This is a genomic window from Ideonella sp. (assembly GCF_035254525.1).
Lineage (GTDB): Bacteria > Pseudomonadota > Gammaproteobacteria > Burkholderiales > Burkholderiaceae_C > Ideonella.
Genome location: NZ_DATFAN010000162.1, coordinates 43,484 through 64,617, shown reverse-complemented (window position 1 = coordinate 64,617; position 21,134 = coordinate 43,484). Strand labels below are relative to the sequence as shown.

The following is a 21,134-nucleotide window of genomic DNA, read 5'->3' as shown; positions in this document are numbered from 1 at the left end:
GTGCCGGTGCTGGTGGGCGCGCCGCTGCCGCCGAGCTGCTCGTTCATGCGGCGCAGCTGGTCCTGGCGGGCCTTCTCGCGCGCGGCGGCCGAGGCCTGCTCCTTGCGCTGCTGCTCCAGCTTCGCCTTCTCGCGTTCCTTGGCCTCGGTCTTCTCGCGCTCCAGGCGCTCCTTCTCGGCCTGCTGGCGCTCTTCTTCCTTGCGATCCTTCTCTTCCTTCAGGCGCTTCTCGCGCGCCTTCTGCTCCTGCGCCTCGCGCCGCTCTTTTTCTTCGCGGGCCTTCTCGATCGCAATCTCGGCCTCGCGCTCGGCCGCTGTCGGCTGCGGCGGCGTCACCGCGGGCGGTGGGGGCGGCGGCGCGACCTCCGGCTCGGGCTGTGGCTCGGCGCGCGGTGCGGCGATCTCGGGCACGGCAGACCACAGCTCGGCGGTCACGCCTTCGGGCTCCGCGGTGTGCCAGCTGACACCGATCGCCAGCGCGACGATCAGCCCGGCATGCGCCAGCGCCGACAGCGTCAACCCCAGGCGCGGGCTGTCGGCGCTCGGCGGCCGCAGGGCGTCGCGCGGGATCGTCAGCGACTTCAGCGGATGGCGCGGGTCGAACGACGAGGCGGCGAACACGGTGCGCTCAGGCTCCCTGCTTGACCGACAGGCCCACGCGCTGCACGCCGGCGCGCTGCAACGTGTCCATCACCTTGACCACGCTCTCGTACTTGACCTGCCGGTCGGCCGAGATGACCACCGGCACATCGGCCTGGCCACGCTGCGCCTCGCGCACCCGCGCCACGAGCTGCGGCAGCGCGACACCCGTGGGCTCGCCCTTGTCGACCTTGATCTTCAGCTTCTCGTCGAGACCGACGACGATCTCGATCACGCTTTGCGGGCGCTGCTTGGCGCGGCCGACGCTCGGCAGGTCGACCACGCCGGTGGTGATCAGCGGTGCGCTGACCATGAAGATGATCAGCAGCACCAGCATCACGTCGATGAACGGCACCATGTTGATCTCGTTCATCGTGCGGCGGCGCCGCGTCGGGCCGCCTCGGGCCATCACGCCTGGCATCTGCGCAATCTCCTCGCGTTCAATGCGCCGTCGGCGCGGTGGCCGGCGTGCCGATGTTGCGCTGCAGGATGTTCGAGAACTCTTCGGTGAAGCTCTCGAGCTGGATCGCGATGCGATCGATGTCGCGGGCGAAGCGGTTGTAGCCGATCACCGCGGGGATCGCGGCGAACAGGCCGATCGCCGTGGCGACCAGCGATTCGGCAATGCCCGGCGCGACGGTGGCCAGCGTGACCTGCTGCAGGTTCGACAGGCCGACGAAGGCATGCATGATCCCCCACACCGTGCCGAACAGGCCGACGTAGGGGCTGACCGAGCCGACCGTGCCAAGGAAGCCGAGGTTGCCCTCGATCGCATCGAGCTCGCGCTGCAGGCTCGCGCGCATCGCACGGCGTGCACCATCGAGCTGGGCGCCGGTATCGAGCCGGCGCTCGCGCAACTTCAGGAACTCGCGCATGCCGCTGGCGAACAGGCGCTCCATCGGCGCGGCGTCGACCCGGCTGTTGGCGCTCTGGTAGAGATCGTTCAGGTTCTTGCCGGACCAGAACTCCTGCTCGAACTGGTCGTTGCGCCCGCGCACGCGCGACAGCCCGACCAGCTTGGCGAAGATCACCGACCAGCTGGCCAGCGACACCAGCAGCAGCCCGGCGATCACCAGCTGGACGACCCAGCTGGCGCCCATGACGAGAGAAATGATGGAGAGGTCCTGGTTCATGCGGGGAGCTTGTCGAGGATGTCGTTCGGAATGCGGCGCGGGCGGAAGGTTCCTCGGTCGACGCAGGCAATGGCGATCTCGCCCTCGCACAGCAGCACCTCCCCGCACCAGGCTTGTTGCTTGACGAGCATGCGCGCCCGGCCGATCTCGACCGGCTCGACCGTGATCAGCAGTTCGTCGTCCAGCCGCGCGGGCCTGAGGTAGCGCAGCCGGCTGTCGGTGACGACGAACATCGCGCCGGTCGCTTCGACCATCGCCTGCTGGCCGTGGCCGGCGCTGCGCAGCCACTCGGTGCGGGCGCGTTCGAAGAACTTCAGGTAGTTCGCGTAGAAGACGATGCCGCCGGCATCGGTGTCTTCCCAGTAGACGCGCAGCAGATGGCTGAAACGGGCGGCGCGGGGCAGGCTCATGGCAAGCCGCCGATGATACGCGACGGCTTGAGGCTCAGGCCGCGCCGGGCCGCCCCAAGCGGCCTGATCCCCTTGGGGGAGCGACGCGAAGCGGCGTAGGGGGCGACATCTCAGTGCTTCGAGGCCTCGTACACCGGGCCCCAGACCGGGTGGCCGGCCTCGGCCTTGTTCAATGCAAAGGCCGGGTCGGCGGCGCGCGCCGCGCGGAAGGCCGCCTCGCACTGCGGCTTGCGGCCGCTGGTGCAGTAGATGAAGGCCAGCGTCTTGTGTGCGTTGGCCCGGTCGCGCGGGGTCGTCAGCTGCAGGCGCAGTGCCTCGCCGAGCGCACGCTCGGCCTCGGGGTATTGCGCTTCGTCGTAGGCGCGCAGGCCGAGCAGCAGGTTGCGCTCCGCAGGGCGGTCGAAGGCATCGCTGACGCTGGCGGGGGCTTGCGGTGCGGCACAGGCCGTGAGCAGGGCCAGCACGAGCAAGGTGGCCGCAGCGGCCAGGCGGGAAGGTGTGGTCATTGTTCGAATCGGTGCTTGATGGTCACCGGGTGATCGGCCGAGACTTGGATCACGCGCACCAGCGGTGGCAACTCGCCGTTTCGAATTGTGATGGTGTGTGAGCCGGCGGGCAAACTCAGCCGGTTCAGCGGTGGTGCAATGCCGACAGCGGCTCCATCGACCTCCACCTGGCCCCAGGGGCTGACCGCGAGTTGCACATAGCCTGGCGGCATCGGCGCCACGGGCTCGGCCACCTCGGGCACCGGCGTGCCGGCGGCCGACGCGCGCGGCTTTCGCTCTCGCGGCGCGGTGGCGGCCGGCTTCGGCTTGGCGCCGGGCTCGGCGGCCGACGATGCGGCCGGGGCGGCGAGGGCGCCCGCCTGCGCGGCCGGGTCGACCGGTTCGCCCATGACCGCTGCCGAAGCCGCCGCCGGGTCTGTCGCCATGGCCTGGCTGGGCGCGGCAGCAGCCACCGGGGCCGTGGCCGCGGTCTCTTCGCTCGCCGCCCACGGCTGCCAGGCGGTCTGCACCAAGGCCGCCAATGCGGCCGCGCCGGCGCCGAAGCCCAGCAGCGTCAGCCGGCGGCGGCGCACGCTTTCCGGGCTCTCGGCGAGCGCACGCGCCTCGGGCTGGTCCAGCCAGTGGCGCAGCTCCATCGACAGGTGGCGCGCCGAGGGAAAGCGGTCGGCCGGGTCGCGCGACATCGCACGTGCGGCAATCGCCGACAGCGCCGCTGGCACCTTGGGGTTGACCTGGCGTGCGAGCGGGATCGGCGCGTTCAGCACGGCCTGGTTGATCTCTTCGAGCGTCTGGCCGGTGTAGGGGCGCTGCCCGGTCAGCAGCTCGAACAACACGACGCCAAGCGAGTAGACATCGCAACGGCGGTCCACCGATTCGCCGCGCAGCTGCTCGGGCGCGAGGTAGTAGGGCGAGCCGGCCATCGGCCCTTCGACCGACGGGGCTTCGCGGTGGGCGACGCGGGCAATGCCGAAATCCAGCACCTTGGGGCTGCGCCGGCCGACCATGAAGATGTTGGCCGGCTTGATGTCGCAATGCACGACACCCTTGCCGTGCGCGTACGCCAGCGCATCGGCCACCCGGCGCACGACCTGGGCGGCCTCGACGGGCGACGGGCGCCAGCCCTCGTGCAGCATGTGGCGCAGGTCGCGGCCGCGCAGCGGCTCCATCGCGATGTAGATGCCCTGGTCCGACGGGCCGGCGTCGAACACCGTCACGATGTGCGGGTGCGACAGCCGCGCCGCGGCGCGCGCCTCGTTCAGGATCAGGTCGTCGAGCGCGCCGAGGGCCTGCGTGTCGGGGTGCAGGCGCAGTGTCTTGACGGCGACCGCGCGCGACAGCAGCGGGTCCCACGCGGCGTAGACGGTGCCGAGCCCGCCCTCGCCGAGCACGGCCTTCAGCGCATAACGACCGACATGGCCGATCACCGGCCGTTTGACGGGCAGGGTGGTCGCCCCCAACTCGGCGCTGGCCGGTGCATCAGGCGGGGCCGCCGCGGCGACGAGATCTTCGGCCACGGTGGCTTCAAAGGCAGAGTCGGTCGCGTCGTCGACCGCCCCCCGCCGGAACGGGTTCCAACGCATGGGCCCAAGCATAGCCAAGTGAGTACCGCGCCGAATGCGAAAAAAGTTGGGTCCGAACCCCGTGGTTAACGGCTTGTCACCGATTCAGCTCGGTGCGCAGGCGTGCAACGGCTTCCTTCAGCAACGGCAAGCCGGTGGCGAACGACAGGCGCAGGTAGCGTTCGGCGGCAGCGGGTCCGAAATCGCGCCCGGGTGTCAGTGCCACATGGGCGTTCTTCATCAGCCGTTCACACAGGGCCCAGCTGCTGCTGGCGTGCGCACTGCAGTCGGCCCAGGCATAGAAGGCGCCATCGGGCGCGACCGGCACGGTCAGGCCGAGCGCGTTCAGCGCGGGCACGACGAAATCGCGTCGTTCGCGGAATGCAGCACGGCGTCGCTCGTACTCGGCCAGCGATTCCGGCTCGAAGCAGGCCAGCGCCGCATGCTGGGCGATCGTCGACGGGCAGATGTACAGGTTCTGCGCGAGCTTCTCGATCGGCGCGACCAGCGCCGGCGGCACCACCAGCCAGCCCAGGCGCCAGCCGGTCATCGAGAAGTACTTCGAGAAGCTGTTGACCGAGATCACGTCTTCGCCCAGCGACAGCGCGCTGTGGCTGAACGCGGCGTCATAGCTGAGGCCGAGGTAGATCTCGTCGATGATGCTGATGCCTCCGCGCTCGCGCACCGTCTCGACGATGCGCCGCAGTTCCCCCGGTGCGATCGAGGTGCCCGTGGGGTTGGATGGCGAGGCCAGCAGAACACCACGGGTCGCATCTGTCCAATGGCTGGCAACGCCGTCGGCATCGAGCTGGAAGCGTGCCTCGGGGCCGGCCGGCAGAAGCCGGGCCGTGGCGCCCGTGGCGGCGACGAAGTGCCGGTTGCAGGGATAGCACGGGTCCGGCATCAGCACCTCGTCACCCGGGTCGAACAGCGCGAGGCAGGCGAGTTGCAGGGCTGCGGAGGCGCCGGCCGTGACGACGATGCGTCCCGGGTCGATCGAGATGCCCTGGGTGTCGGCATACCACTGCGCGATGCGCTGGCGCAGGGCGGGCAGGCCGGTGGCATCGGTGTACTGGCTCCGGCCGGCGGCGATGGCCGCCTCGGCGGCCTCGCGCACGCGCGGCGGCGCCGTGAAATCCGGCTCGCCGATGTTCAGGAAGATCATCGGCCGGCCGCCTTGCGCCGGGTCGCAGGCCGGCGAGCGGGCGAGCTCGACCGCCGCCTTGGCGAACTCCATCACGTAGAACGGCTCGATGTGGTCGAGCCTCCCGGCAAGCTTCATGCTGGAATCAGCGCCGGGCCGCGCGGACGGTATTCACCTCGGCCGGCCGCAGCTCGGCAGCGGCCTTGTCCAGCACGCCGTTGACGTACTTGTGGCCATCGGTGCCGCCGAAGCTCTTGGCCAGCTCGACCGCCTCGTTGATCGCCACCTTGTAGGGTACGTCCACCGAGTTCGTCAGCTCGTAGGCGCCGATCAGCAGGATGCCGTGCTCGATCGGCGAGAGCTCGATGGTCGGGCGGTCCACATGGCGGGTCAGCACCGCGTCGAGCGCGGCGGCGTCGCGGATGCAGCCGTGCAACAGCGCATCGAAGTGGACCGCATCGCATTTGCCGAAGCCATCCTGCTCGCGCATGTGGGCGTCGATCACGCCGGCGTCGCTGCCGGCGATCAGCCATTCGTACAGGCCCTGCAGGGCGAATTCGCGCGATCGGCGGCGGGCCGACTTCGGGGCAACGCGCTTCTTCGGTGCGCTGGTGGCGGGGGTGTTCACAGCAGATCGTCCAGCAGGTTGGCCATCTCGACCGCGACGCGCGCGGCGTCGCGGCCCTTGTCGGCCACGCGGGCCAGGGCCTGTTCTTCGTTCTCGACGGTCAGAATGGCGTTGGCCACCGGGATCTGGTGGTCCAGCGCGACGCGTGTCACGCCGGCGCCGCTTTCGTTGGCGACCAGCTCGAAGTGGTAGGTCTCGCCGCGGATGATGCAGCCGATCGCGATCAGCGCGTCGAAGTCCTCGCTGTCGGCCATCGCCTTCAGCGCGACCGGCACCTCGAGTGCACCCGGCACGGTGACCTGGGTGATGTGCTTGTCGGCCACGCCCAGCGCGGCCAGCTCGGCCAGGCAGGCGTCGGCCAGCGCGCGGGTGATGGCATCGTTGAAGCGGGCGCGCACGATGCCGATCGTCAGCCCCTCGCCGTCGAGCGATGCGCTCTGACCCTGGTCAGCACCTTGCATTGGAATGTCCTTGTTCGAATGGATGGGCAGCGATCATTCGGCTGCCTGGAAACCGGTGACCTCGAGCCCGTAGCCGGTCATGCTGGGCATGCGGCGCGGGCTGCCCAGCAGCCTCATGCGCGTCACGCCCAGCTCGCGCAGGATCTGCGCGCCGATGCCGTAGGTGCGCAGGTCCATCACCGAGCTCGCTGCGGCTTGCGCGTCGGTCGTTTCGGGCAACAGGCCGGCAAGCAGCCGGTCGGCTTCGGCGGTGCCACAGTTCAGCAGCACGGCCAAGCCGCGCTCGCTGGCCTGCAGCGCAGCGAGCGCCTTGGGCAGCGGCCAGGAGTGTTGGCAGTGGCCTGTGTCGAGCAGATCCAGCACCGACAGCGGCTCGTGCACGCGCACCAGCACCTCGTCGGCCGGCAACCAGCGGCCCTTGGCCAGCGCGATGTGCACGCCGCCCGAGCGGTCGCGGAACACGTGGGCCTGGAAGCCGCCTTGGGCGGTCTGCAAGGGCCTTTCGCCCACGCGGGTGACGAGCGATTCGTTGCGGCTGCGGTAGTGGATCAGGTCGGCGATGGTGCCGATCTTCAAGCCGTGTTCGCGGGCGAAGACCTCGAGATCCGGCAGACGGGCCATCGTGCCGTCGTCGTTCATGATCTCGCAGATGACCGCGGCGGGCGTCAGGCCGGCCATCGCGGCCATGTCGCAGCCGGCTTCGGTGTGGCCGGCGCGCATGAGCACGCCACCGTCCTGCGCCTGCAGCGGGAAGACGTGGCCGGGCTGGACGAGGTCGGCGGCTTTCGCGTCGCGGGCGACGGCCGCCTGCACCGTGCGGGCCCGATCGGCGGCCGAGATGCCGGTGGTCACGCCGGTGGCGGCTTCGATCGAGACGGTGAAGGCCGTGCCGTGGACGGTCCCGTTGCGGCTGGCCATCGGCGGCAGGTGCAGGCGCTCGCAGCGCTCGCGGGTCAGCGTGAGGCAGATCAGGCCACGGCCGTGCTTGGCCATGAAGTTGATCGCTTCCGGGCTGACGTGGTCGGCCGCGAGCACCAGGTCGCCCTCGTTCTCGCGGTCTTCCTCGTCGACGAGGATGACCATGCGGCCGGCCGCCAGCTCGGCGACCAGCTCGGGAATGGGGGAAATGGGCATCCCGCCATTGTAGGCGGCGGGGGTGGTGTGGCGCTGTCGCGCAGGGCGCTCAGGCGGCTGGCCGGCGCAGCAGCAGGCGCAGGTCGCCACCGACGCGGTCGACCCGGTGGAAGGCGAAGCGCTGCGCATCGGCCAGCGCGGTGAGCGGCCCGAGTGCGGCCATGCCGCGCCCGGCGCCGATCAGCAGCGGGGCCTGGTAGACGAGCAGTTCGTCGACCCAGCCGGCTTGCAGCAGCGCAGCGTTCAGGCGGGCGCCGGCTTCGACGTGGACCTCGTTCATCTCGCGGTGAGCCAGTTCGCGCAGCAGCACATCGAGATCGACACGGCCGCCGGCGCCGGGGCAGGGCAGGATCTCGGCGCCGCGCGCGCGCAAGGCGGCGGCACGCTCGCCATCAGGCTGCGCGGTGGCGATGAGCAGCGGCGCCGCGGCCTCGAACAGCCGCGCGTCGGCCGGCGTGGCGAGCCGGGAATCGGCGACCACCCGCAATGGCTGGCGCGCGATGGCATGGCCGCGCACGTCGAGCCGCGGATCGTCGGCCAGCACCGTGCCCGAGCCGGTCAGCAACGCGGCGGCGCGACGGCGCCAGGCGTGGCCATCGTGACGCGCCGCCTCGCCGGTGATCCACTGGCTGGTGCCGTTGTCCAGCGCCGTGCGCCCGTCCAGCGAGGCGGCGATCTTCATCCGCACCCACGGCCGGCCGCGCTGCATGCGCGAGAAGAAGCCGATGTTCAGTTCGCGCGAGGTATCGGCCGCGGCATCGCCGGCCCACTCGACCACGATGCCGGCCGCGCGCAGGCGCGCGATGCCCTGGCCGTTGACCCTCGGGTTGGGGTCGCCGGCCGCCACCACGACGCGCCCGACGCCGGCAGTGACCAGCGCGTCACAGCAGGGCGGGGTGCGGCCGTGGTGCGAGCAGGGCTCGAGGGTGACGTAGGCGGTCGCGCCGCGCGGGTCGTGCCCACGCGCTTGGGCATCACGCAGCGCCATCACCTCCGCATGCGCCGAGCCTGCGGCCTGGGTGTGGCCCTCGCCGATCCAGCGGCCGTCGGCGGCCACCAGCACGCAGCCGACGCGCGGGTTCGGCTCGCTCAGCCCGATGGCGCCCTCGGCCAGCGCCAGCGCGTGCAGCATCGGATCGGTCGGGGGACGGGCGGCGTTCAGCATCGCGGCCGAGTTTAGGGCCGGCGCTGGAGCATCCCCCCAAAGAGGGGGTGGCGGGGCCCCTTCAGGGGGAAAGACCTGGACCTCGCAGCTGCGAAGAATTCACGCCCAGAAGTACCGCGGCGGCACGAACCGCCACCGACAACGCGGCTGACCCATGACGGCTTCGAGGAAGGGGCCGGGACAGCCACTCGAGGAGGATCCCCATGTTCTCGCAGCAGCAGTCCCTGCGCCGCGCGCAGCGCCGTGCCCGTCAATCGGGCGTGACTTTGACCGAAACCGTGGTGGCGCTCGGTATCGCCGGCACGCTGGCGGCGATCGGCGTGCCTAGCCTGAAGCAGTTTCGCGACAAGGCGGCAGTGGATGCGCGCTACCACGACCTGAACTCGGCGTTGCGGCGGGCCAGGTCAGAGGCCATGATCCGCGGCGAACTGGTCAGCGTCTGCGCCCTGGATGGCGACAGCTTGGAGGCCGGGACGGCGAGGTGCATCGATGGCGGCCACGACTGGAGCGACGGCTGGCTGGTCTTCGTCGATCGGGACGACCGTGGTGAAGTCGAGTCCGCCGACAAGATCGTAGCCATCTACCAGGCGCCGGCGAATCCGGCGCCGGTGGTCGCGACGCTGCGCTACCTGACCTACCGCCCGAGCGGTGTACTGTTGAGCATTTCTGCACACTTTCGTTTCCTTCCGCCGGGGGAGGAACCGGTCGATGTGGCGGTGCCCGGCTCGGCGCTGGTGTGCGTCAACAAGCCAGGCAAGGCGCGGGTGGCGACCGAGGCGCAGTGCCGAGGTTGACGCATTCGGCGCCGAGGTCCAACCGCTCGTCGCCGGGTAATCGCCGCTCGTCCGACTGGCGTGCGGTCAGGCGGAGCCGCGACCGATCATGGCGATATGGACCGTCAGGTGCTTTCCCATGCTGGCTCGGCGAGCAGTCGAGCCCCCTCCAAACGCGGGTTTACCCTCGTCGAGATGCTGATCACGCTGGCCATCGCAGGCATTCTTCTGGCGATCGGGGTGCCGGCCATGACCAGCTTCCTGGCGATGCGCTCCTCGGTGGCCAATGCAGAGGAACTCGTCGAAGCCTTGCGTTTTGCCCGCTCGGAAGCAATCAAGCGCAGTTCTCAGGTGACGGTCTGCTCGACCACCGAGCCGGACGCGGCTGACCCGAGCTGTGGTGGGACAGGTGATTGGATATCGGGCTGGGTCGTGAAGCACACCGCGAGTGGTCGGGTGCTGCGCGTGCAGAACGTGGTTCGTGCGATGAAGCAGATCAATACGTCTGAGGACACGGTGAGTTTCGAGGCGACCGGCATCGCCAGCAGTGGTGCGACGACCTTTGAGTTCGTTCCCATCGGCGAGGAGGTTGATGACCGTGTGCGAACGGTTGAACTGAGCGCCCAAGGGCGGGTCCAGTTGCTCAAGGGGAGGGCGCCGGCGTGAGGCCCGTCACACATTCAGGCATCGGCGCGCGCCCGGCGCGCGGCGTGTCGCTGATCGAGGTGCTGGTCGCGATTCTGGTCGTGTCCTTTGGCATCCTTGCCCTGAGTGGCCTGCTGGGGGCTGCCACGCGATACGGCAAAACGAGCGAATACCGCTCGACGGCGACGCTGCTGGCGGCGGATATTGCCGATCGGATGCGGGCGAACATGCCGGCGCTCGATCCCACGGCCGATCTGCCCAACCCGCCCGGCGCCATCAATGCATACGACATCACGGAGGAGTGGCATGAACTGAGTGGCCCGCCGGCCGCGCAGCCCTGCAATCCCTGCACCCCGGCACAGATGGCCGCGATGGACAAGGCGGAATGGCAGCGCGCGCTGTACTACGGCCTGCCCAATGGCATGGGGTATCTCTCGTACAACAACACAGAACGTTCTGCTGACGTGTGGGTTGCCTGGTTGGATCCGGCTGCGTCTGGCGATGAGGCCCGGTTCGGCGACGGGAATCAGCGCCAGGAGTGCCCGCCGGGTTTTCGCAATCAATCGCCGCAGCCGCGCTGCATGTACTTCAGGGTAGGCCTGTGATGAAACCGCGTGCCCTTCTTCCGCGGCTGGCCGTCCAGGCTGGTTTCTCGCTGATCGAGCTGATGATCTCCATGGTCATCGGCATGGTGGTGGTTGGTGCCGTGTTGGCGGCCTATCTGGGCGCAGGCACGGGAAGCAAGGCCGGCCACGCGTTGTCGCAAGTGACCGAGGACGCGAGTCTGGCGCTGAATGTGCTGAGAAACAGCATCAGCATGGTGGGGTATGGCGCTCCGATCGCCGTCACGCCCGGCGGCAAGTTCCAGAAATGGTACGCGGGCACGGGGTTGCGAGGTTGCGACAAGGGCTTCACGAACCCCGAGGCTGCGACGATCGACCTGTTGAACTGTCCGGCTGGCGACGACGGTGGACCCGACTCGGTCGCGGTCGCCTACCAGGCCGACACCTGGAACAGCGTGAACAGTGGTGGCGTGCCATTGGACTGTCTGGGCAACACGCTGACCGATGCGGGCGGGGGGAATTACCTGAACTACGCCCGCTTCTACGTCCGCGACGGAAATCTGTACTGCCGCGGGCGGGTCCCCGGACAAGAGGACGCGTTGGTGGAGAACGTTGTCGACCTGCAGGTGCTGTACGGCGTGGCCGTGATGGCGACGCCCAACCAGGCGACGCACTACATGAAGGCCGACAACATGTTGTTCGATGCCTTGACCGTCGACGACTTCGACCGCGTGGTCTCCGTACGACTGTGCGTGGTGATCCGTAGCACTGACGAGGTGATGGACACGCCGATGGCCTATCTCGATTGCGGCAGCAACGAAGTGACAGCCGGGGACAGGCGACTGTATCGGTCGTTCACGACGACGGTCGTGCTGCAGAACCGGCTTGGAGGCATGATGTGATGGCAGCGGCGTCAATGCATGGGAAACGTCGCGCCAGCCGGGCGCACCGGCGCGAGCAGGGGGTTGCCCTGATCGTCGCGCTCGTGGTGCTGGTGATCATCGGCCTGACCTCGGCGTCTGTGATGCGAGGTGCACTCAGCTCGGATCTGGTGGCCAACAACGCCCGGACACAGACGCTGGCGGCGCAGGCAGCGCACATTGCCCTTCGCTTCTGCGAGGCGGACCTCGTCGCCGGCGGTGCCAACATCACGGTGTTGCCCATGTCCAATCCGCCCGCGTTCGAGAATCTCGACAACTGGGACGACCCGAACATGGCGTCAACGATGACGGCCGACTACATGCAGTCGGCTGACAGTACGTTCGCGCCGACGTTCCGCCCGCAGTGCATGGCCCAGCAGATGGATCTCACGGGCGACGGGATCTACACCCCAGGGTCGGACGCAATCCAGTTCACCGCCCGGGGCTTCAGCCCCGACTATGCGGCCGACGCAAACGGCAACACCGACAGCGGCTCGGTTGTCTGGGTGCAGTCGTTGGTCGTTGCTAACTGATCCGTTCAAAGGTGGCACCGATGCCCAAGCTCACAGCCTCCACGTCGATCCGCTTTGCCGCCCTGGTTTTGTCCGGCGCATCGAGCCTGCTCGCCTTTGTTGCCGCGCGAGCGGCCGAGCCGGCCCAGGTGCCGCTGACCAGCCGGGTTTCCGAGCCGCCACCGCCGAACGTGATGGTCACGATCGATGATTCGGGCTCGATGCTTGCCGATTTCATTCCTGAAGGAAACTTCGTCGTCGGCAAGACAGCCAAGTCGGTCAATCTGGCCAGCGGCTGGCTGGGCGGCTTCCCCGGCGATCAGCGAAAACTGGGCGGCGCCTCGCCGACCGGCAATTACCTCGATGGCGTGGTGACCGGACAGAAGAATGCATCGCTGACCAGCGACCCGGTCTATCAGATGCAATACCGGTCGCCTGACGTCAACGCCATTTGGTACAACCCCGACCTTCGCTATGACCCTTGGTACAAGCCGGATGGGTCGGCCCGTATGGCGAACTCGACGCCTTCCGCCGCACGCTGGGATCCGGTCATCGCCACGGGCACGTTCAACCTGACGTCCAACTCCAACTACAACACAAGGTGGTACGACAAGTACAACCACGTGCTGCTCAATGGCACGGCAAAGTTCTACCCCGGCCTGTATTACCGGCTCAAGACTGAAACGTCCGATCCGACGAGCTCGAGCAGTTACTACCGATACGACGTCAACGTCAACGGCGAACATACAAATACCCTCATTCCGAAGAATCCTGCTCGCACTGACTGCGCCGGCTCGGTGTGCACGCAGGCCGAGGAACAGCAGAACTTCGCGAACTGGTTCACCTACTACCGGATGCGGGAGTCCTTCACCAAGGCAGCGGTGGCGGATTCGCTGGTGTCCTTCAAGGACAAGCTGCGGGTCGGTTGGGGTCGAATCAACAAAACCACCTCGACGTCCATCGACGGCGTCAAGTTCACGCGCGTCGAGAAGGGGGTCCGCCAGCTCGACTCAACCCAACTCAATACGGTGCTGACTGGCGTCAATGGCATCCAGTCCTGGCCGAGCACGCCGCTGCGTCTGGCCCTGAAGGAGGTGGGGCGCTATTTCGATGAATCGACGGCCGGCCGGCCCACTGGCAGCCCCTGGCTTACCGATCCTACCAAGTCCGACTCTGGCAAGTACGACTGCCGACGCTCGGTCAACCTCTTGATGACTGACGGCTATTACAACGATGACACCGCGAACGTGCGAGTCGGGAACGTCGACGCTGTCAACGGTACGGACTACAAGGGCAGCAATCCGTTGGGCGCGTCACCGACGCTGTACGAGGCCAAGCGCCCCTTCATCGATGCGCCCGGAGCCTATTCGGACACGCTGGCCGATGTGGCGATGAGGTACTTCGTCAAGGACTTGGACGAGACGCTGGAAAACCGCGTCGCGCCGGTCAGTGGAGACATTGCCTTTTGGCAGCACCTGACTCAATTCATGGTCGGACTGGGCGTCAAGGGCACGCTGGATACGACCGACAAGACTCAGACGATCAAGCGCATCACCGACGGCACACTCAACTGGCCTGATCCGAGCAAGGGCAGTCCCCAGAAGATCGACGACATGTGGCATGCGGCCGTGAACACAGGCGGCGATTTCTATTCTGTCCGCAACGTCACAGAGCTGACCACTGCCCTGAAGGAAGCCTTTGGCAAGGCTGCCGGCAACGAAGCCAAGGAGGCTGGCGTGGCGACCGTGGCGTCGACGCTGGTAGCCAACAACGTCAAGTATGTGCCGAAGTACAAGTCGGTTGACTGGTATGGCGACCTGGAAGCCTGGCCGCTCGGCATTGACGGCAAACAGGGCGACGTGCCGAACTGGCGTGCAAGCGAAAGGCTGGCCAAGTTCCTGGACGTCGACGGCGGTCAGCGCAACCTTTTCACCTGGGACGGCACGAAGGCGGTTCCGTTCACTTGGGCCGGCATGGGCGACACCAACAAGTCGCTGGTCGGTTCGGAAGATTTGACGAACTACATCCGCGGCAGCCGCAGCAAGGAAGGTGAGAACCAACCCTTCCGCCTGCGCGGCACGAATCGCCTGGGCGACTTCGTCAACTCGCCGCCGGTCGTGGTGCGCGACCATGTCGATCTCGGCTATTCGGCCATCAACGACTCGTATTCCAGCTACCTGGCGGCGAAGAAGGCGCGTACCGACGCGCTGGTGGTCCTGGGCGGCAATGCCGGCATCCTGCACGGCTTTCGCGCCTCCGATGGCAACGAGGTCTTCGGCTTCCTGCCTCAAACCGGGCTGAAGGAGCTTGCGACCATCGCCTCGAAGGACTATGGCACCCAGGACAACTACCACAAGTTCTTCGTCGACGGGCCGATGTCCGAGACCGACGCGTACATCTCCACGCCCGGCAGCGCCGGCGTCGCCTGGTCCAACCTCGTCATCGGCAGCATGGGGGCCGGCGGCCGCACATTCTTCGCGCTCCATGTCCCGACGACCGACCCCACCACACTCGATTCGAATGCGGTGATTTGGGAGGTTGATGGCAAAGCCAAGGGCGACGGCGACGTCGGCTACATGTTCGCGGATTTCGCGGTCGGCAAGGTCAAGAACGGCGGGTGGTACGCCTTCGTCGGCAACGGCGTCTACAGCCCGAACGGTAATGCTGTCTTGCTGATGGTGAACCTGACCACCGGCGTGATCGAGAAGCGCATCACCGTTGGTAGTTCGGGCAACAACGGCTTGATGGGCGTGGCCCTGGTCAAGGACGCAAAGACCATGGAGGTCGTGGCGGCATACGCGGGCGATTTGCGCGGGGATCTCTGGCGCTTCGATTTCGAGGGACCAGCCCCGTCTGACTGGAAGGTCGGCTTCAATGGCGAGCCGCTGTTCGTGGCAAGCAGCCCGGATGGCAAGACCGTGCAGCCGATCGTGTCGCCGCCGGTGTACGTGAACCACACCAAGGGCGGGCGCCTCGTGCTATTTGGCACGGGCCGCCTGATCGATTCTGTCGATAGCGACAACGTCGACGTCCAAACCTTCTACGGGGTGTGGGACACGACGAAGGAAGGTGATTCCTCGGCGACTCTGGACAGCCCGTTCAAGGTATTCGATGTCGACCGCAGTTCATTGCATGTGCAGACGATTCACACTGACGCGGTGACCAATGTGGACGGTGGCAGCTATTACCAGGTCGACACGACGCCCGTCGACTGGAGCACGGAAATGGGCTGGCTCGCCGATCTGCCCTTCCTGGGGCAGCGGGTGATCTATCCAAGCATGGTCATCGGCCGTGACTATGTGTTGATCAGCACGATCGTGCCGGCAACCAAGGCCGAAGTTTGCCGGTCCAGTACGGGCGTCGGCTACAACTACATTCTGTCGGCCGAAGAGGGGCTGCAGTTGACGATACCGATCATCGACACCAACGGCGATGGTGAAGTCAACGACAAGGACACGATTGCCAGTGGCTACGCCACGACCAGCGATGGCCGCGACGCGCTGATCAGTGATCCAGACCATCCGTTGATCGACGGGGACGAAACCGGCGGGAAGGGCCAGATTTGTGATACGGGCAGCCAATGCAAGGTGATCGAATTGCCGCCGCCGCTGCCATCTCCGGGAGGTGTGACGATCAGGGATCGGGTCTGGAAGCAGCTTGTGACTCCGCCGAAGAGGTAATGAAGTACATGACACTCAGTTCGTCGATTCCATCCAGGCGCCTGGCCGGGCGGCAAGGCTTCACCCTGATCGAGATGATGATCGTCGTCGCGATCATCGGCGTCCTCGCAGCGATCGCCTATCCGGCCTATACCGAGCAGGTCCAACGGGGCAAGCGCGCCCAAGCCACGACTGCGCTGATGGAGGCAGCGCAGTTCATGCAGCGCTACTACGTGGCGAAGAGCACCTTCGCGGGGGCGAACCTGTCTGACGCGGGACTGAACCGCGCTCCGAAAGACGCGACGGACGAGACCTACACCTACACGCTGACGGTGGAGTCGCAGAACAATGACCGCAGCTTCACGATCACGGCCACGCCGCGGAGCACCGACAGCAAATGCGGCAACCTTACTCTGACCGACACGGGCCACAAGGACGCGACGGCCGGCAGCGCGGCCGACTGCTGGAAGTGACGACGAACCGGCGCTGTGCGCAGCGCCGGCTCAGATCTCCTTGATCAACCGGCTGAACTCGTCCACGTCCTCGAAGCTGCGGTACACCGACGCGAAGCGCACGTAGGCGACCTTGTCCAGGCGCTTCAGTTCGCGCATCACGAGTTCGCCGATGCGCGTGGACGGCACTTCGCGCAGGCCGCTGGCCAGCAGCTTGTCCTGGATGCGCTCGATGGCGGCATCGACCTGCTCGATGCTGACTTGCCGTTTGCGAAGCGCCAGGGTCATCGAGGCGCGCAGCTTGGCGGGGTCGAACTCGACCCGCGCGCCGCTGCGCTTGACGATCGCCGGCAGCGCGATCTCGGCGCGCTCGTAGGTCGTGAACCGCTTGTCGCACTTGGTGCAGCGGCGCCGCCGGCGCACCACGTCGCCCTCGTCGGACTCGCGGGTCTCGACGACCTGGGTTTCGACGTGGGCGCAGTAGGGGCAGCGCATGGCTCAGGCTTGGTCCGACCAGGCTCGATGGTGCCTCAGTCTGGCCCCGGCCTCAACGATAGACCGGGAAGTCGCGTGTCAGTGCGGCCACCTGCTCGCGCACGCGGGCGATGTTCGCTTCGTCATGCGGCTTGTCGAGCACGTCGGCGATCAGGTTGGCCGTCAGGCGGGCTTGCGCTTCCTTGAAGCCGCGCGTCGTCATCGCCGGCGTGCCCAGGCGGATGCCGCTGGTGACCATCGGCTTCTGGGGGTCGTTCGGGATGCCGTTCTTGTTGCAGGTCATGTGCGCTGCGCCGAGGATGGCTTCGGCCTCCTTGCCGGTCAGGCCCTTGGGCCGCAGGTCGACCAGCATCACGTGGCTTTCAGTCCGGCCGCTGACGATGCGCAGGCCGCGCTCGGTCAGCGTGTCCGCCAACACCTTGGCGTTGGCGACGACCTGGCTCTGATAGGCCTTGAACTCGGGCTGCAGCGCCTCCTTGAAGGCCACCGCCTTGCCGGCGATCACGTGCATCAGCGGGCCACCCTGGATGCCGGGGAAGATCGCGCTGTTGATCTTCTTCGCGATGGCTTCATCGTTCATCAGCACGATGCCGCCGCGCGGGCCGCGCAGGCTCTTGTGCGTCGTGGAAGTCACCACGTCGGCGTGCGGCACCGGGTTGGGGTAGACGCCGGCGGCGATCAGGCCCGCATAGTGGGCCATGTCGACCATGAAATAGGCGCCGACCGCCTTGGCCACGCGGGCGAACCGCTCGAAATCGATGCGCAGGCTGTACGCCGACGCGCCGGCAATGATCAGCTTGGGCTTGTGCTCGTGGGCCAGGCGCTCCATCGCGTCGTAGTCGATGGCCTCGCTGGCGTCCAAGCCGTAGCTGACAACCTTGAACCACTTGCCGCTCATGTTCAGGGCCATGCCATGGGTCAGGTGGCCGCCCTCGGCCAGGCTCATGCCCATGATGGTGTCGCCAGGCTGCAGCAGCCCGAAGAAGACCGACTGGTTGGCTTGTGAGCCCGAGTTGGCCTGCACGTTGGCGAACTGCGCGCCGTAGAGCTGCTTCAGGCGATCGATCGCCAGTTGCTCGACGATGTCGACGTACTCGCAGCCGCCGTAGTAGCGCTTGCCGGGGTAGCCCTCGGCGTACTTGTTGGTCAGCTGCGAGCCCTGCGCGGCCATCACGGCCGGCGAGGTGTAATTCTCCGAGGCGATGAGCTCGATGTGCTCTTCCTGGCGGCGGTTCTCGGCCTGGATGGCGGCCCAGAGGTCGGGGTCGACGTTGGCGATCGTCGATTGCGAGCGGTCGAACATGGAGGCTTCCTTCAATACGGGGCGGTTGCACCTGCGCGGACCGCACACCTCGGCATCGAGGCGTCGCAGTCGGCAGGCTGCCCAGGCGAACGGCTGTTCAAGGCGGCCAAAACGGCCGCCCCGCGCTTCCCGGTGGTGATCCACCTCGCAGCCTTCATTCCGTCGATCTTCGTGTCGCCGGTCGAGGCCCTATCGCCAGTTGCGCGTCGGCTCTAGTGTATCCCGCGGCACCGGCCGGTCGGGCCGCAGGAATTTCAGTTCGCCAGGGCGACGTGTTCCAGTTCGGCCGGCTTGGCGTCCGCGGCCGGCGCGGTGGCGCCGCCGGTTGCCGCAGCCGAGGCCGCCTCGGCTGCGGTAGCGGTCACCGCGGAAGGGTTCACGTTGGGCACGGTCACCGGTACCTGCTGGCCGGCGGCCACGCGGGCCAGGTGGCGCTGCTCCGCGAGCACCTTGGCGGCATAACCGCCGTCGTCCTCCATGTTGGCGCTGCCCACATAGAACCTCAGGCCCGCCTCGAGGCTGCCGGCGCGGGCGATGCACTCTTTCAGCACCTGGACGCCGACGCGCAGGTTGGTCACTGGGTCGAAAGCCGTCAGCTTGCCGCCGAAAACCTCGTACTTCTCGTTGTGCACGCGGGTCATGACCTGCATCAGGCCCTGGGCCCCGACGGGGCTTTGGGCGAACGGGTTGAAGCTCGATTCGATGGCCATGATCGCCAGGATCAGCGTCGGATCCAGGCGGGCCCGCTGGCCGACCTGCCAGGCTTCCTGTACCAGCCGGGCGACCGGCTCCGGCGCCACTCGGTAGCGTCGCGAGAGCCAGCTGGCCACCGCAGCCTGCTGCCTGTTCAAGCCGGCGGGGTCGGCTGCCAGGGCCTTGGCCAGCGCGGCGCTGTCGGCGTCGTCCGGCCCGGCCACGTAACCCGGGTCTTCGGCGCGCGCACTGTGGCGCTGCTGAAGCCAGTCCAGGGCCTGTTGCTCGACGCTGGCGCGCAAGTCGGCGCGGCCGGCGGCGAACACCAGCACCGCGACGACCAGCAGGCCGACCAGGGCGAGCATGTTGTGGCTGACCTCGAGCAGGCCATAGCCCACGTCGCGCAGGAAGATGCTGGCGGCGCGGCGGGCGGCCTGGGCCATGCGCAGCCACCAAAGGGGCTCGGTCATGTCCATCCTTTCGTCTATCGCACCAGCCGGGGCGGCACGGCGGGCAGGGCGCCCGGCCCCGTGCCGTGGGGCTGGTGATAATCGGCTGCCACCTCGCAAAGGTGCGCTGCAAAGGCAGGCGCGCCGGCGGCAGGGCGGGGTGCTTACCCTCTCGGTGCGCCGAGAGCTCGGCGCGGGTAAACCCTTGTTACGGTCGTTTCGGCGAATTGTAGGAAGGCTTGAAATAACCGGTCAAGCATATGATTTGCTCCTCTAACAACTTTTGATTATGAAGTATCGCGACTTGAGGGGCTTCATCGAGGGTTTGGAAGGCCTTGGCGAACTGCGCCGAGTGATCGAACCGGTGTCGCCACGCCTCGAGATGACCGCCTTGGCCGACCGCGTGCTGCAGGCCGGCGGCCCGGCCCTGCTGCTGACCAACGTGCCTGGTTACACGATGCCGTCGCTGGTGAACCTGTTCGGCACGCCGCGGCGGGTGGCGCTGGGCATGGGAGCCGGCGACGTGGCCGAGCTGCGAGATGTCGGGCGTCTGCTCGCCGCACTGAAGGAGCCAGAGCCACCCGCCTCGCTGCGCGAAGCCGGCAAGCTGTGGGACATGGCCAAGGCGGTGTGGGACATGAAGCCGGCGCGCGTCGGCTCGGCGCCCTGCCAGGAAGTCATCGTCGACGGGCCGGACATCGACCTCGCGCGCTTTCCGATCCAGCTCTGCTGGCCGGGGGATGCCGGCCCGCTCGTGACCTGGGGGCTGGTCATCACGCGCGGCCCGCGCGGGGTGCCGCGCCCGCGGTTGCGGCAAAACCTCGGCATCTACCGCCAGCAGGTGATCGGCCGGCGCCAGCTCATCATGCGCTGGCTCGCCCACCGTGGCGGGGCGCTGGATTTCCGCGACTTCGGGCGCGTCAACCCGGGCCGGCCGTTTCCGATCGCGGTGGCGTTGGGGGCCGACCCGGCAACGACGCTGGGGGCCGTGACCCCGGTGCCGGACAGCCTGTCGGAGTACCAGTTCGCGGGCCTGCTGCGCGGCGGACGCACCGAACTGGCCGACAGCGCGGTCGGCGAGGGCGACCTGAAGCTGCAGGTGCCGGCGCGCGCCGAACTCGTCTTCGAGGGGCACATCCCGCCGGCGCCCGCCGGCTACGAAGGCCGCAGTGAAGCCGGCGTGCCGCTGCGCGAGCTCAACGGTTATCTGCATGCGCTGGAAGGCCCGTTCGGCGACCACACCGGGTACTACAACGAGCAAGACTGGTTCCCGGTGTTCGAGCTGTCCCGCGTGACGCACCGCCGTGACCCGATCTACCACTCCACCTACACCGGCAAGCCGCCGGACGAGCCGGCCATCCTCGGCGTGGCGCTCAACGAGGTGTTCGTGCCGATCCTGCAGAAGCAGTTTCCCGAGATCACCGACTTCTACCTGCCGCCCGAAGGCTGCAGCTACCGGCTGGCCGTCATTTCCATTCGCAAGAGCTATCCCGGCCATGCCAAGCGACTGATGTTCGGCCTGTGGAGCTTCCTGCGGCAGTTCATGTACACGAAGTTCATCGTCGTGACCGACGACGACGTCGACATCCGCGACTGGAAGGAAGTCGTCTGGGCCATCACGACCCGCATGGACCCGGTGCGCGACACCACGTTGGTCGGTGAGACGCCCATCGACTACCTCGATTTCGCGTCGCCGGTCAGCGGCCTGGGCGGCAAGATGGGCCTGGACGCGACGAACAAATGGCCCGGCGAGACCAGCCGCGAATGGGGTCGCACGATCGCCATGGACGCGGCGGTCGAGGCCCGCATGGCGACGCTGGCGCAGTCGCTGCTGCGTTGACCGGGATCGCGTACGGCTCCACTGGATGGGCTTGTAAAGATGCTTGCCCGGC

Annotated in this window: 21 protein-coding genes, 1 pseudogene and 1 riboswitch; of the genes and pseudogenes, 8 read left to right on the top strand and 14 right to left on the bottom strand. The window is 67.6% G+C overall.

Features of this window, described 5'->3' with window-relative positions:
* From VJ693_RS16725 to ribD, 11 genes and pseudogenes are all read right to left on the bottom strand, one after another.
* Nucleotides 1-620: pseudogene (locus tag VJ693_RS16725) on the bottom strand (protein TolA); the annotation flags it as partial.
* Nucleotides 621-627: 7 nt separating this feature from the next.
* The gene (locus tag VJ693_RS16720; protein WP_324155947.1) at nt 628-1,059 is read right to left on the bottom strand and encodes a biopolymer transporter ExbD; all 432 of its coding nucleotides are present in this window, start codon (nt 1,057-1,059) and stop codon (nt 628-630) included.
* A 19-nt stretch (nt 1,060-1,078) separates the two neighbouring features.
* Nucleotides 1,079-1,771 (bottom strand): protein TolQ, encoded by a 693-nt coding sequence (gene tolQ / locus VJ693_RS16715; RefSeq protein ID WP_324155945.1) that lies wholly within the window; start codon nt 1,769-1,771, stop codon nt 1,079-1,081.
* Nucleotides 1,768-2,181 (bottom strand): tol-pal system-associated acyl-CoA thioesterase, encoded by a 414-nt coding sequence (gene ybgC, locus VJ693_RS16710; protein ID WP_324155943.1) that lies wholly within the window; start codon nt 2,179-2,181, stop codon nt 1,768-1,770. Before ybgC ends, tolQ begins: the two co-directional genes overlap by 4 nt.
* A gap of 110 nt (nt 2,182-2,291) precedes the next feature.
* A complete protein-coding gene (locus tag VJ693_RS16705; RefSeq protein ID WP_324155942.1) occupies nt 2,292-2,687 on the bottom strand; it encodes a TssQ family T6SS-associated lipoprotein in 396 nt (131 codons plus the stop codon).
* On the bottom strand, nt 2,684-4,267 hold the full coding sequence (locus VJ693_RS16700) for a serine/threonine-protein kinase (protein WP_324155941.1): 1,584 nt from the start codon (nt 4,265-4,267) through the stop codon (nt 2,684-2,686). The genes VJ693_RS16705 and VJ693_RS16700 overlap by 4 nt, the downstream gene beginning before the upstream one ends.
* A 76-nt stretch (nt 4,268-4,343) precedes the next feature.
* Nucleotides 4,344-5,528 (bottom strand): pyridoxal phosphate-dependent aminotransferase, encoded by a 1,185-nt coding sequence (locus tag VJ693_RS16695; protein ID WP_324155939.1) that lies wholly within the window; start codon nt 5,526-5,528, stop codon nt 4,344-4,346.
* Between the two features lie 7 nt (nt 5,529-5,535).
* Nucleotides 5,536-6,018, bottom strand: a complete 483-nt coding sequence (gene nusB / locus VJ693_RS16690) for a transcription antitermination factor NusB (RefSeq protein WP_324155937.1) — start codon at nt 6,016-6,018, stop codon at nt 5,536-5,538.
* Nucleotides 6,015-6,479 carry a 6,7-dimethyl-8-ribityllumazine synthase gene (ribH, locus tag VJ693_RS16685; RefSeq protein WP_324155935.1) on the bottom strand — a complete coding sequence of 155 codons (465 nt, stop codon included), beginning with the start codon at nt 6,477-6,479 and terminating at the stop codon, nt 6,015-6,017. Before ribH ends, nusB begins: the two co-directional genes overlap by 4 nt.
* A 33-nt stretch (nt 6,480-6,512) precedes the next feature.
* Complete coding sequence (ribBA, locus tag VJ693_RS16680; protein ID WP_324155934.1) at nt 6,513-7,613, bottom strand: bifunctional 3,4-dihydroxy-2-butanone-4-phosphate synthase/GTP cyclohydrolase II; 1,101 nt, start codon at nt 7,611-7,613, stop codon at nt 6,513-6,515.
* A gap of 49 nt (nt 7,614-7,662) precedes the next feature.
* Complete coding sequence (ribD, locus tag VJ693_RS16675; RefSeq protein WP_324155932.1) at nt 7,663-8,778, bottom strand: bifunctional diaminohydroxyphosphoribosylaminopyrimidine deaminase/5-amino-6-(5-phosphoribosylamino)uracil reductase RibD; 1,116 nt, start codon at nt 8,776-8,778, stop codon at nt 7,663-7,665.
* A 203-nt stretch (nt 8,779-8,981) separates the two neighbouring features.
* Here ribD and VJ693_RS16670 point away from each other — a divergent pair, with 203 nt between their 5' ends.
* From VJ693_RS16670 to VJ693_RS16640, 7 genes are all read left to right on the top strand, one after another.
* Nucleotides 8,982-9,572, top strand: a complete 591-nt coding sequence (locus tag VJ693_RS16670) for a GspH/FimT family pseudopilin (RefSeq protein ID WP_324155930.1) — start codon at nt 8,982-8,984, stop codon at nt 9,570-9,572.
* A 96-nt stretch (nt 9,573-9,668) separates the two neighbouring features.
* The gene (locus tag VJ693_RS16665) at nt 9,669-10,217 is read left to right on the top strand and encodes a GspH/FimT family pseudopilin (RefSeq protein WP_349255090.1); all 549 of its coding nucleotides are present in this window, start codon (nt 9,669-9,671) and stop codon (nt 10,215-10,217) included.
* A complete protein-coding gene (pilV, locus tag VJ693_RS16660) occupies nt 10,214-10,801 on the top strand; it encodes a type IV pilus modification protein PilV (RefSeq protein ID WP_324155926.1) in 588 nt (195 codons plus the stop codon). The genes VJ693_RS16665 and pilV overlap by 4 nt, the downstream gene beginning before the upstream one ends.
* The gene (locus VJ693_RS16655; RefSeq protein ID WP_324155924.1) at nt 10,801-11,661 is read left to right on the top strand and encodes a PilW family protein; all 861 of its coding nucleotides are present in this window, start codon (nt 10,801-10,803) and stop codon (nt 11,659-11,661) included. The genes pilV and VJ693_RS16655 overlap by 1 nt, the downstream gene beginning before the upstream one ends.
* Nucleotides 11,661-12,212: a hypothetical protein gene (locus VJ693_RS16650; RefSeq protein ID WP_324155922.1), complete on the top strand. Its 552-nt coding sequence runs from the start codon at nt 11,661-11,663 to the stop codon at nt 12,210-12,212. The genes VJ693_RS16655 and VJ693_RS16650 overlap by 1 nt, the downstream gene beginning before the upstream one ends.
* Before the next feature lie 20 nt (nt 12,213-12,232).
* On the top strand, nt 12,233-15,871 hold the full coding sequence (locus VJ693_RS16645; RefSeq protein WP_324155920.1) for a pilus assembly protein: 3,639 nt from the start codon (nt 12,233-12,235) through the stop codon (nt 15,869-15,871).
* Nucleotides 15,871-16,323, top strand: coding sequence for a type IV pilin protein (locus tag VJ693_RS16640; RefSeq protein WP_414652304.1), 453 nt, complete (start codon nt 15,871-15,873; stop codon nt 16,321-16,323). Before VJ693_RS16645 ends, VJ693_RS16640 begins: the two co-directional genes overlap by 1 nt.
* Before the next feature lie 30 nt (nt 16,324-16,353).
* On the opposite strand, the gene nrdR is transcribed toward VJ693_RS16640, so the two are convergent.
* The 3 genes from nrdR to VJ693_RS16625 form a co-directional block, all read right to left on the bottom strand.
* Nucleotides 16,354-16,797, bottom strand: coding sequence for a transcriptional regulator NrdR (gene nrdR, locus VJ693_RS16635; protein WP_324155916.1), 444 nt, complete (start codon nt 16,795-16,797; stop codon nt 16,354-16,356).
* A 52-nt stretch (nt 16,798-16,849) separates the two neighbouring features.
* Nucleotides 16,850-18,100 (bottom strand): serine hydroxymethyltransferase, encoded by a 1,251-nt coding sequence (glyA, locus tag VJ693_RS16630; RefSeq protein ID WP_324155914.1) that lies wholly within the window; start codon nt 18,098-18,100, stop codon nt 16,850-16,852.
* 72 nt (nt 18,101-18,172) lie between these two features.
* Nucleotides 18,173-18,313: riboswitch (ZMP/ZTP riboswitch) on the bottom strand.
* Between the two features lie 41 nt (nt 18,314-18,354).
* Nucleotides 18,355-19,263, bottom strand: a complete 909-nt coding sequence (locus VJ693_RS16625) for a lytic transglycosylase domain-containing protein (RefSeq protein ID WP_324155912.1) — start codon at nt 19,261-19,263, stop codon at nt 18,355-18,357.
* A gap of 268 nt (nt 19,264-19,531) precedes the next feature.
* Here VJ693_RS16625 and VJ693_RS16620 point away from each other — a divergent pair, with 268 nt between their 5' ends.
* Entirely contained in the window at nt 19,532-21,082 is a 1,551-nt protein-coding gene (locus VJ693_RS16620; protein ID WP_324155910.1) for a UbiD family decarboxylase domain-containing protein, read from the top strand.
* Nucleotides 21,083-21,134: the final 52 nt, after the last annotated feature.

Coding starts and splice junctions, on each gene's coding strand:
- VJ693_RS16720 (WP_324155947.1), bottom strand. CDS start 1,059: ATGCCAGGCGTGATGGCCCGAGGCGGCCCGACGCGGCGCCGCCGCACG.
- tolQ (WP_324155945.1), bottom strand. CDS start 1,771: ATGAACCAGGACCTCTCCATCATTTCTCTCGTCATGGGCGCCAGCTGG.
- ybgC (WP_324155943.1), bottom strand. CDS start 2,181: ATGAGCCTGCCCCGCGCCGCCCGTTTCAGCCATCTGCTGCGCGTCTAC.
- VJ693_RS16705 (WP_324155942.1), bottom strand. CDS start 2,687: ATGACCACACCTTCCCGCCTGGCCGCTGCGGCCACCTTGCTCGTGCTG.
- VJ693_RS16700 (WP_324155941.1), bottom strand. CDS start 4,267: ATGCGTTGGAACCCGTTCCGGCGGGGGGCGGTCGACGACGCGACCGAC.
- VJ693_RS16695 (WP_324155939.1), bottom strand. CDS start 5,528: ATGAAGCTTGCCGGGAGGCTCGACCACATCGAGCCGTTCTACGTGATG.
- ribH (WP_324155935.1), bottom strand. CDS start 6,479: ATGCAAGGTGCTGACCAGGGTCAGAGCGCATCGCTCGACGGCGAGGGG.
- ribBA (WP_324155934.1), bottom strand. CDS start 7,613: ATGCCCATTTCCCCCATTCCCGAGCTGGTCGCCGAGCTGGCGGCCGGC.
- ribD (WP_324155932.1), bottom strand. CDS start 8,778: ATGCTGAACGCCGCCCGTCCCCCGACCGATCCGATGCTGCACGCGCTG.
- VJ693_RS16670 (WP_324155930.1), top strand. CDS start 8,982: ATGTTCTCGCAGCAGCAGTCCCTGCGCCGCGCGCAGCGCCGTGCCCGT.
- VJ693_RS16665 (WP_349255090.1), top strand. CDS start 9,669: ATGGACCGTCAGGTGCTTTCCCATGCTGGCTCGGCGAGCAGTCGAGCC.
- VJ693_RS16655 (WP_324155924.1), top strand. CDS start 10,801: ATGAAACCGCGTGCCCTTCTTCCGCGGCTGGCCGTCCAGGCTGGTTTC.
- VJ693_RS16650 (WP_324155922.1), top strand. CDS start 11,661: ATGGCAGCGGCGTCAATGCATGGGAAACGTCGCGCCAGCCGGGCGCAC.
- VJ693_RS16645 (WP_324155920.1), top strand. CDS start 12,233: ATGCCCAAGCTCACAGCCTCCACGTCGATCCGCTTTGCCGCCCTGGTT.
- VJ693_RS16640 (WP_414652304.1), top strand. CDS start 15,871: ATGAAGTACATGACACTCAGTTCGTCGATTCCATCCAGGCGCCTGGCC.
- nrdR (WP_324155916.1), bottom strand. CDS start 16,797: ATGCGCTGCCCCTACTGCGCCCACGTCGAAACCCAGGTCGTCGAGACC.
- glyA (WP_324155914.1), bottom strand. CDS start 18,100: ATGTTCGACCGCTCGCAATCGACGATCGCCAACGTCGACCCCGACCTC.
- VJ693_RS16625 (WP_324155912.1), bottom strand. CDS start 19,263: ATGACCGAGCCCCTTTGGTGGCTGCGCATGGCCCAGGCCGCCCGCCGC.
- VJ693_RS16620 (WP_324155910.1), top strand. CDS start 19,532: ATGAAGTATCGCGACTTGAGGGGCTTCATCGAGGGTTTGGAAGGCCTT.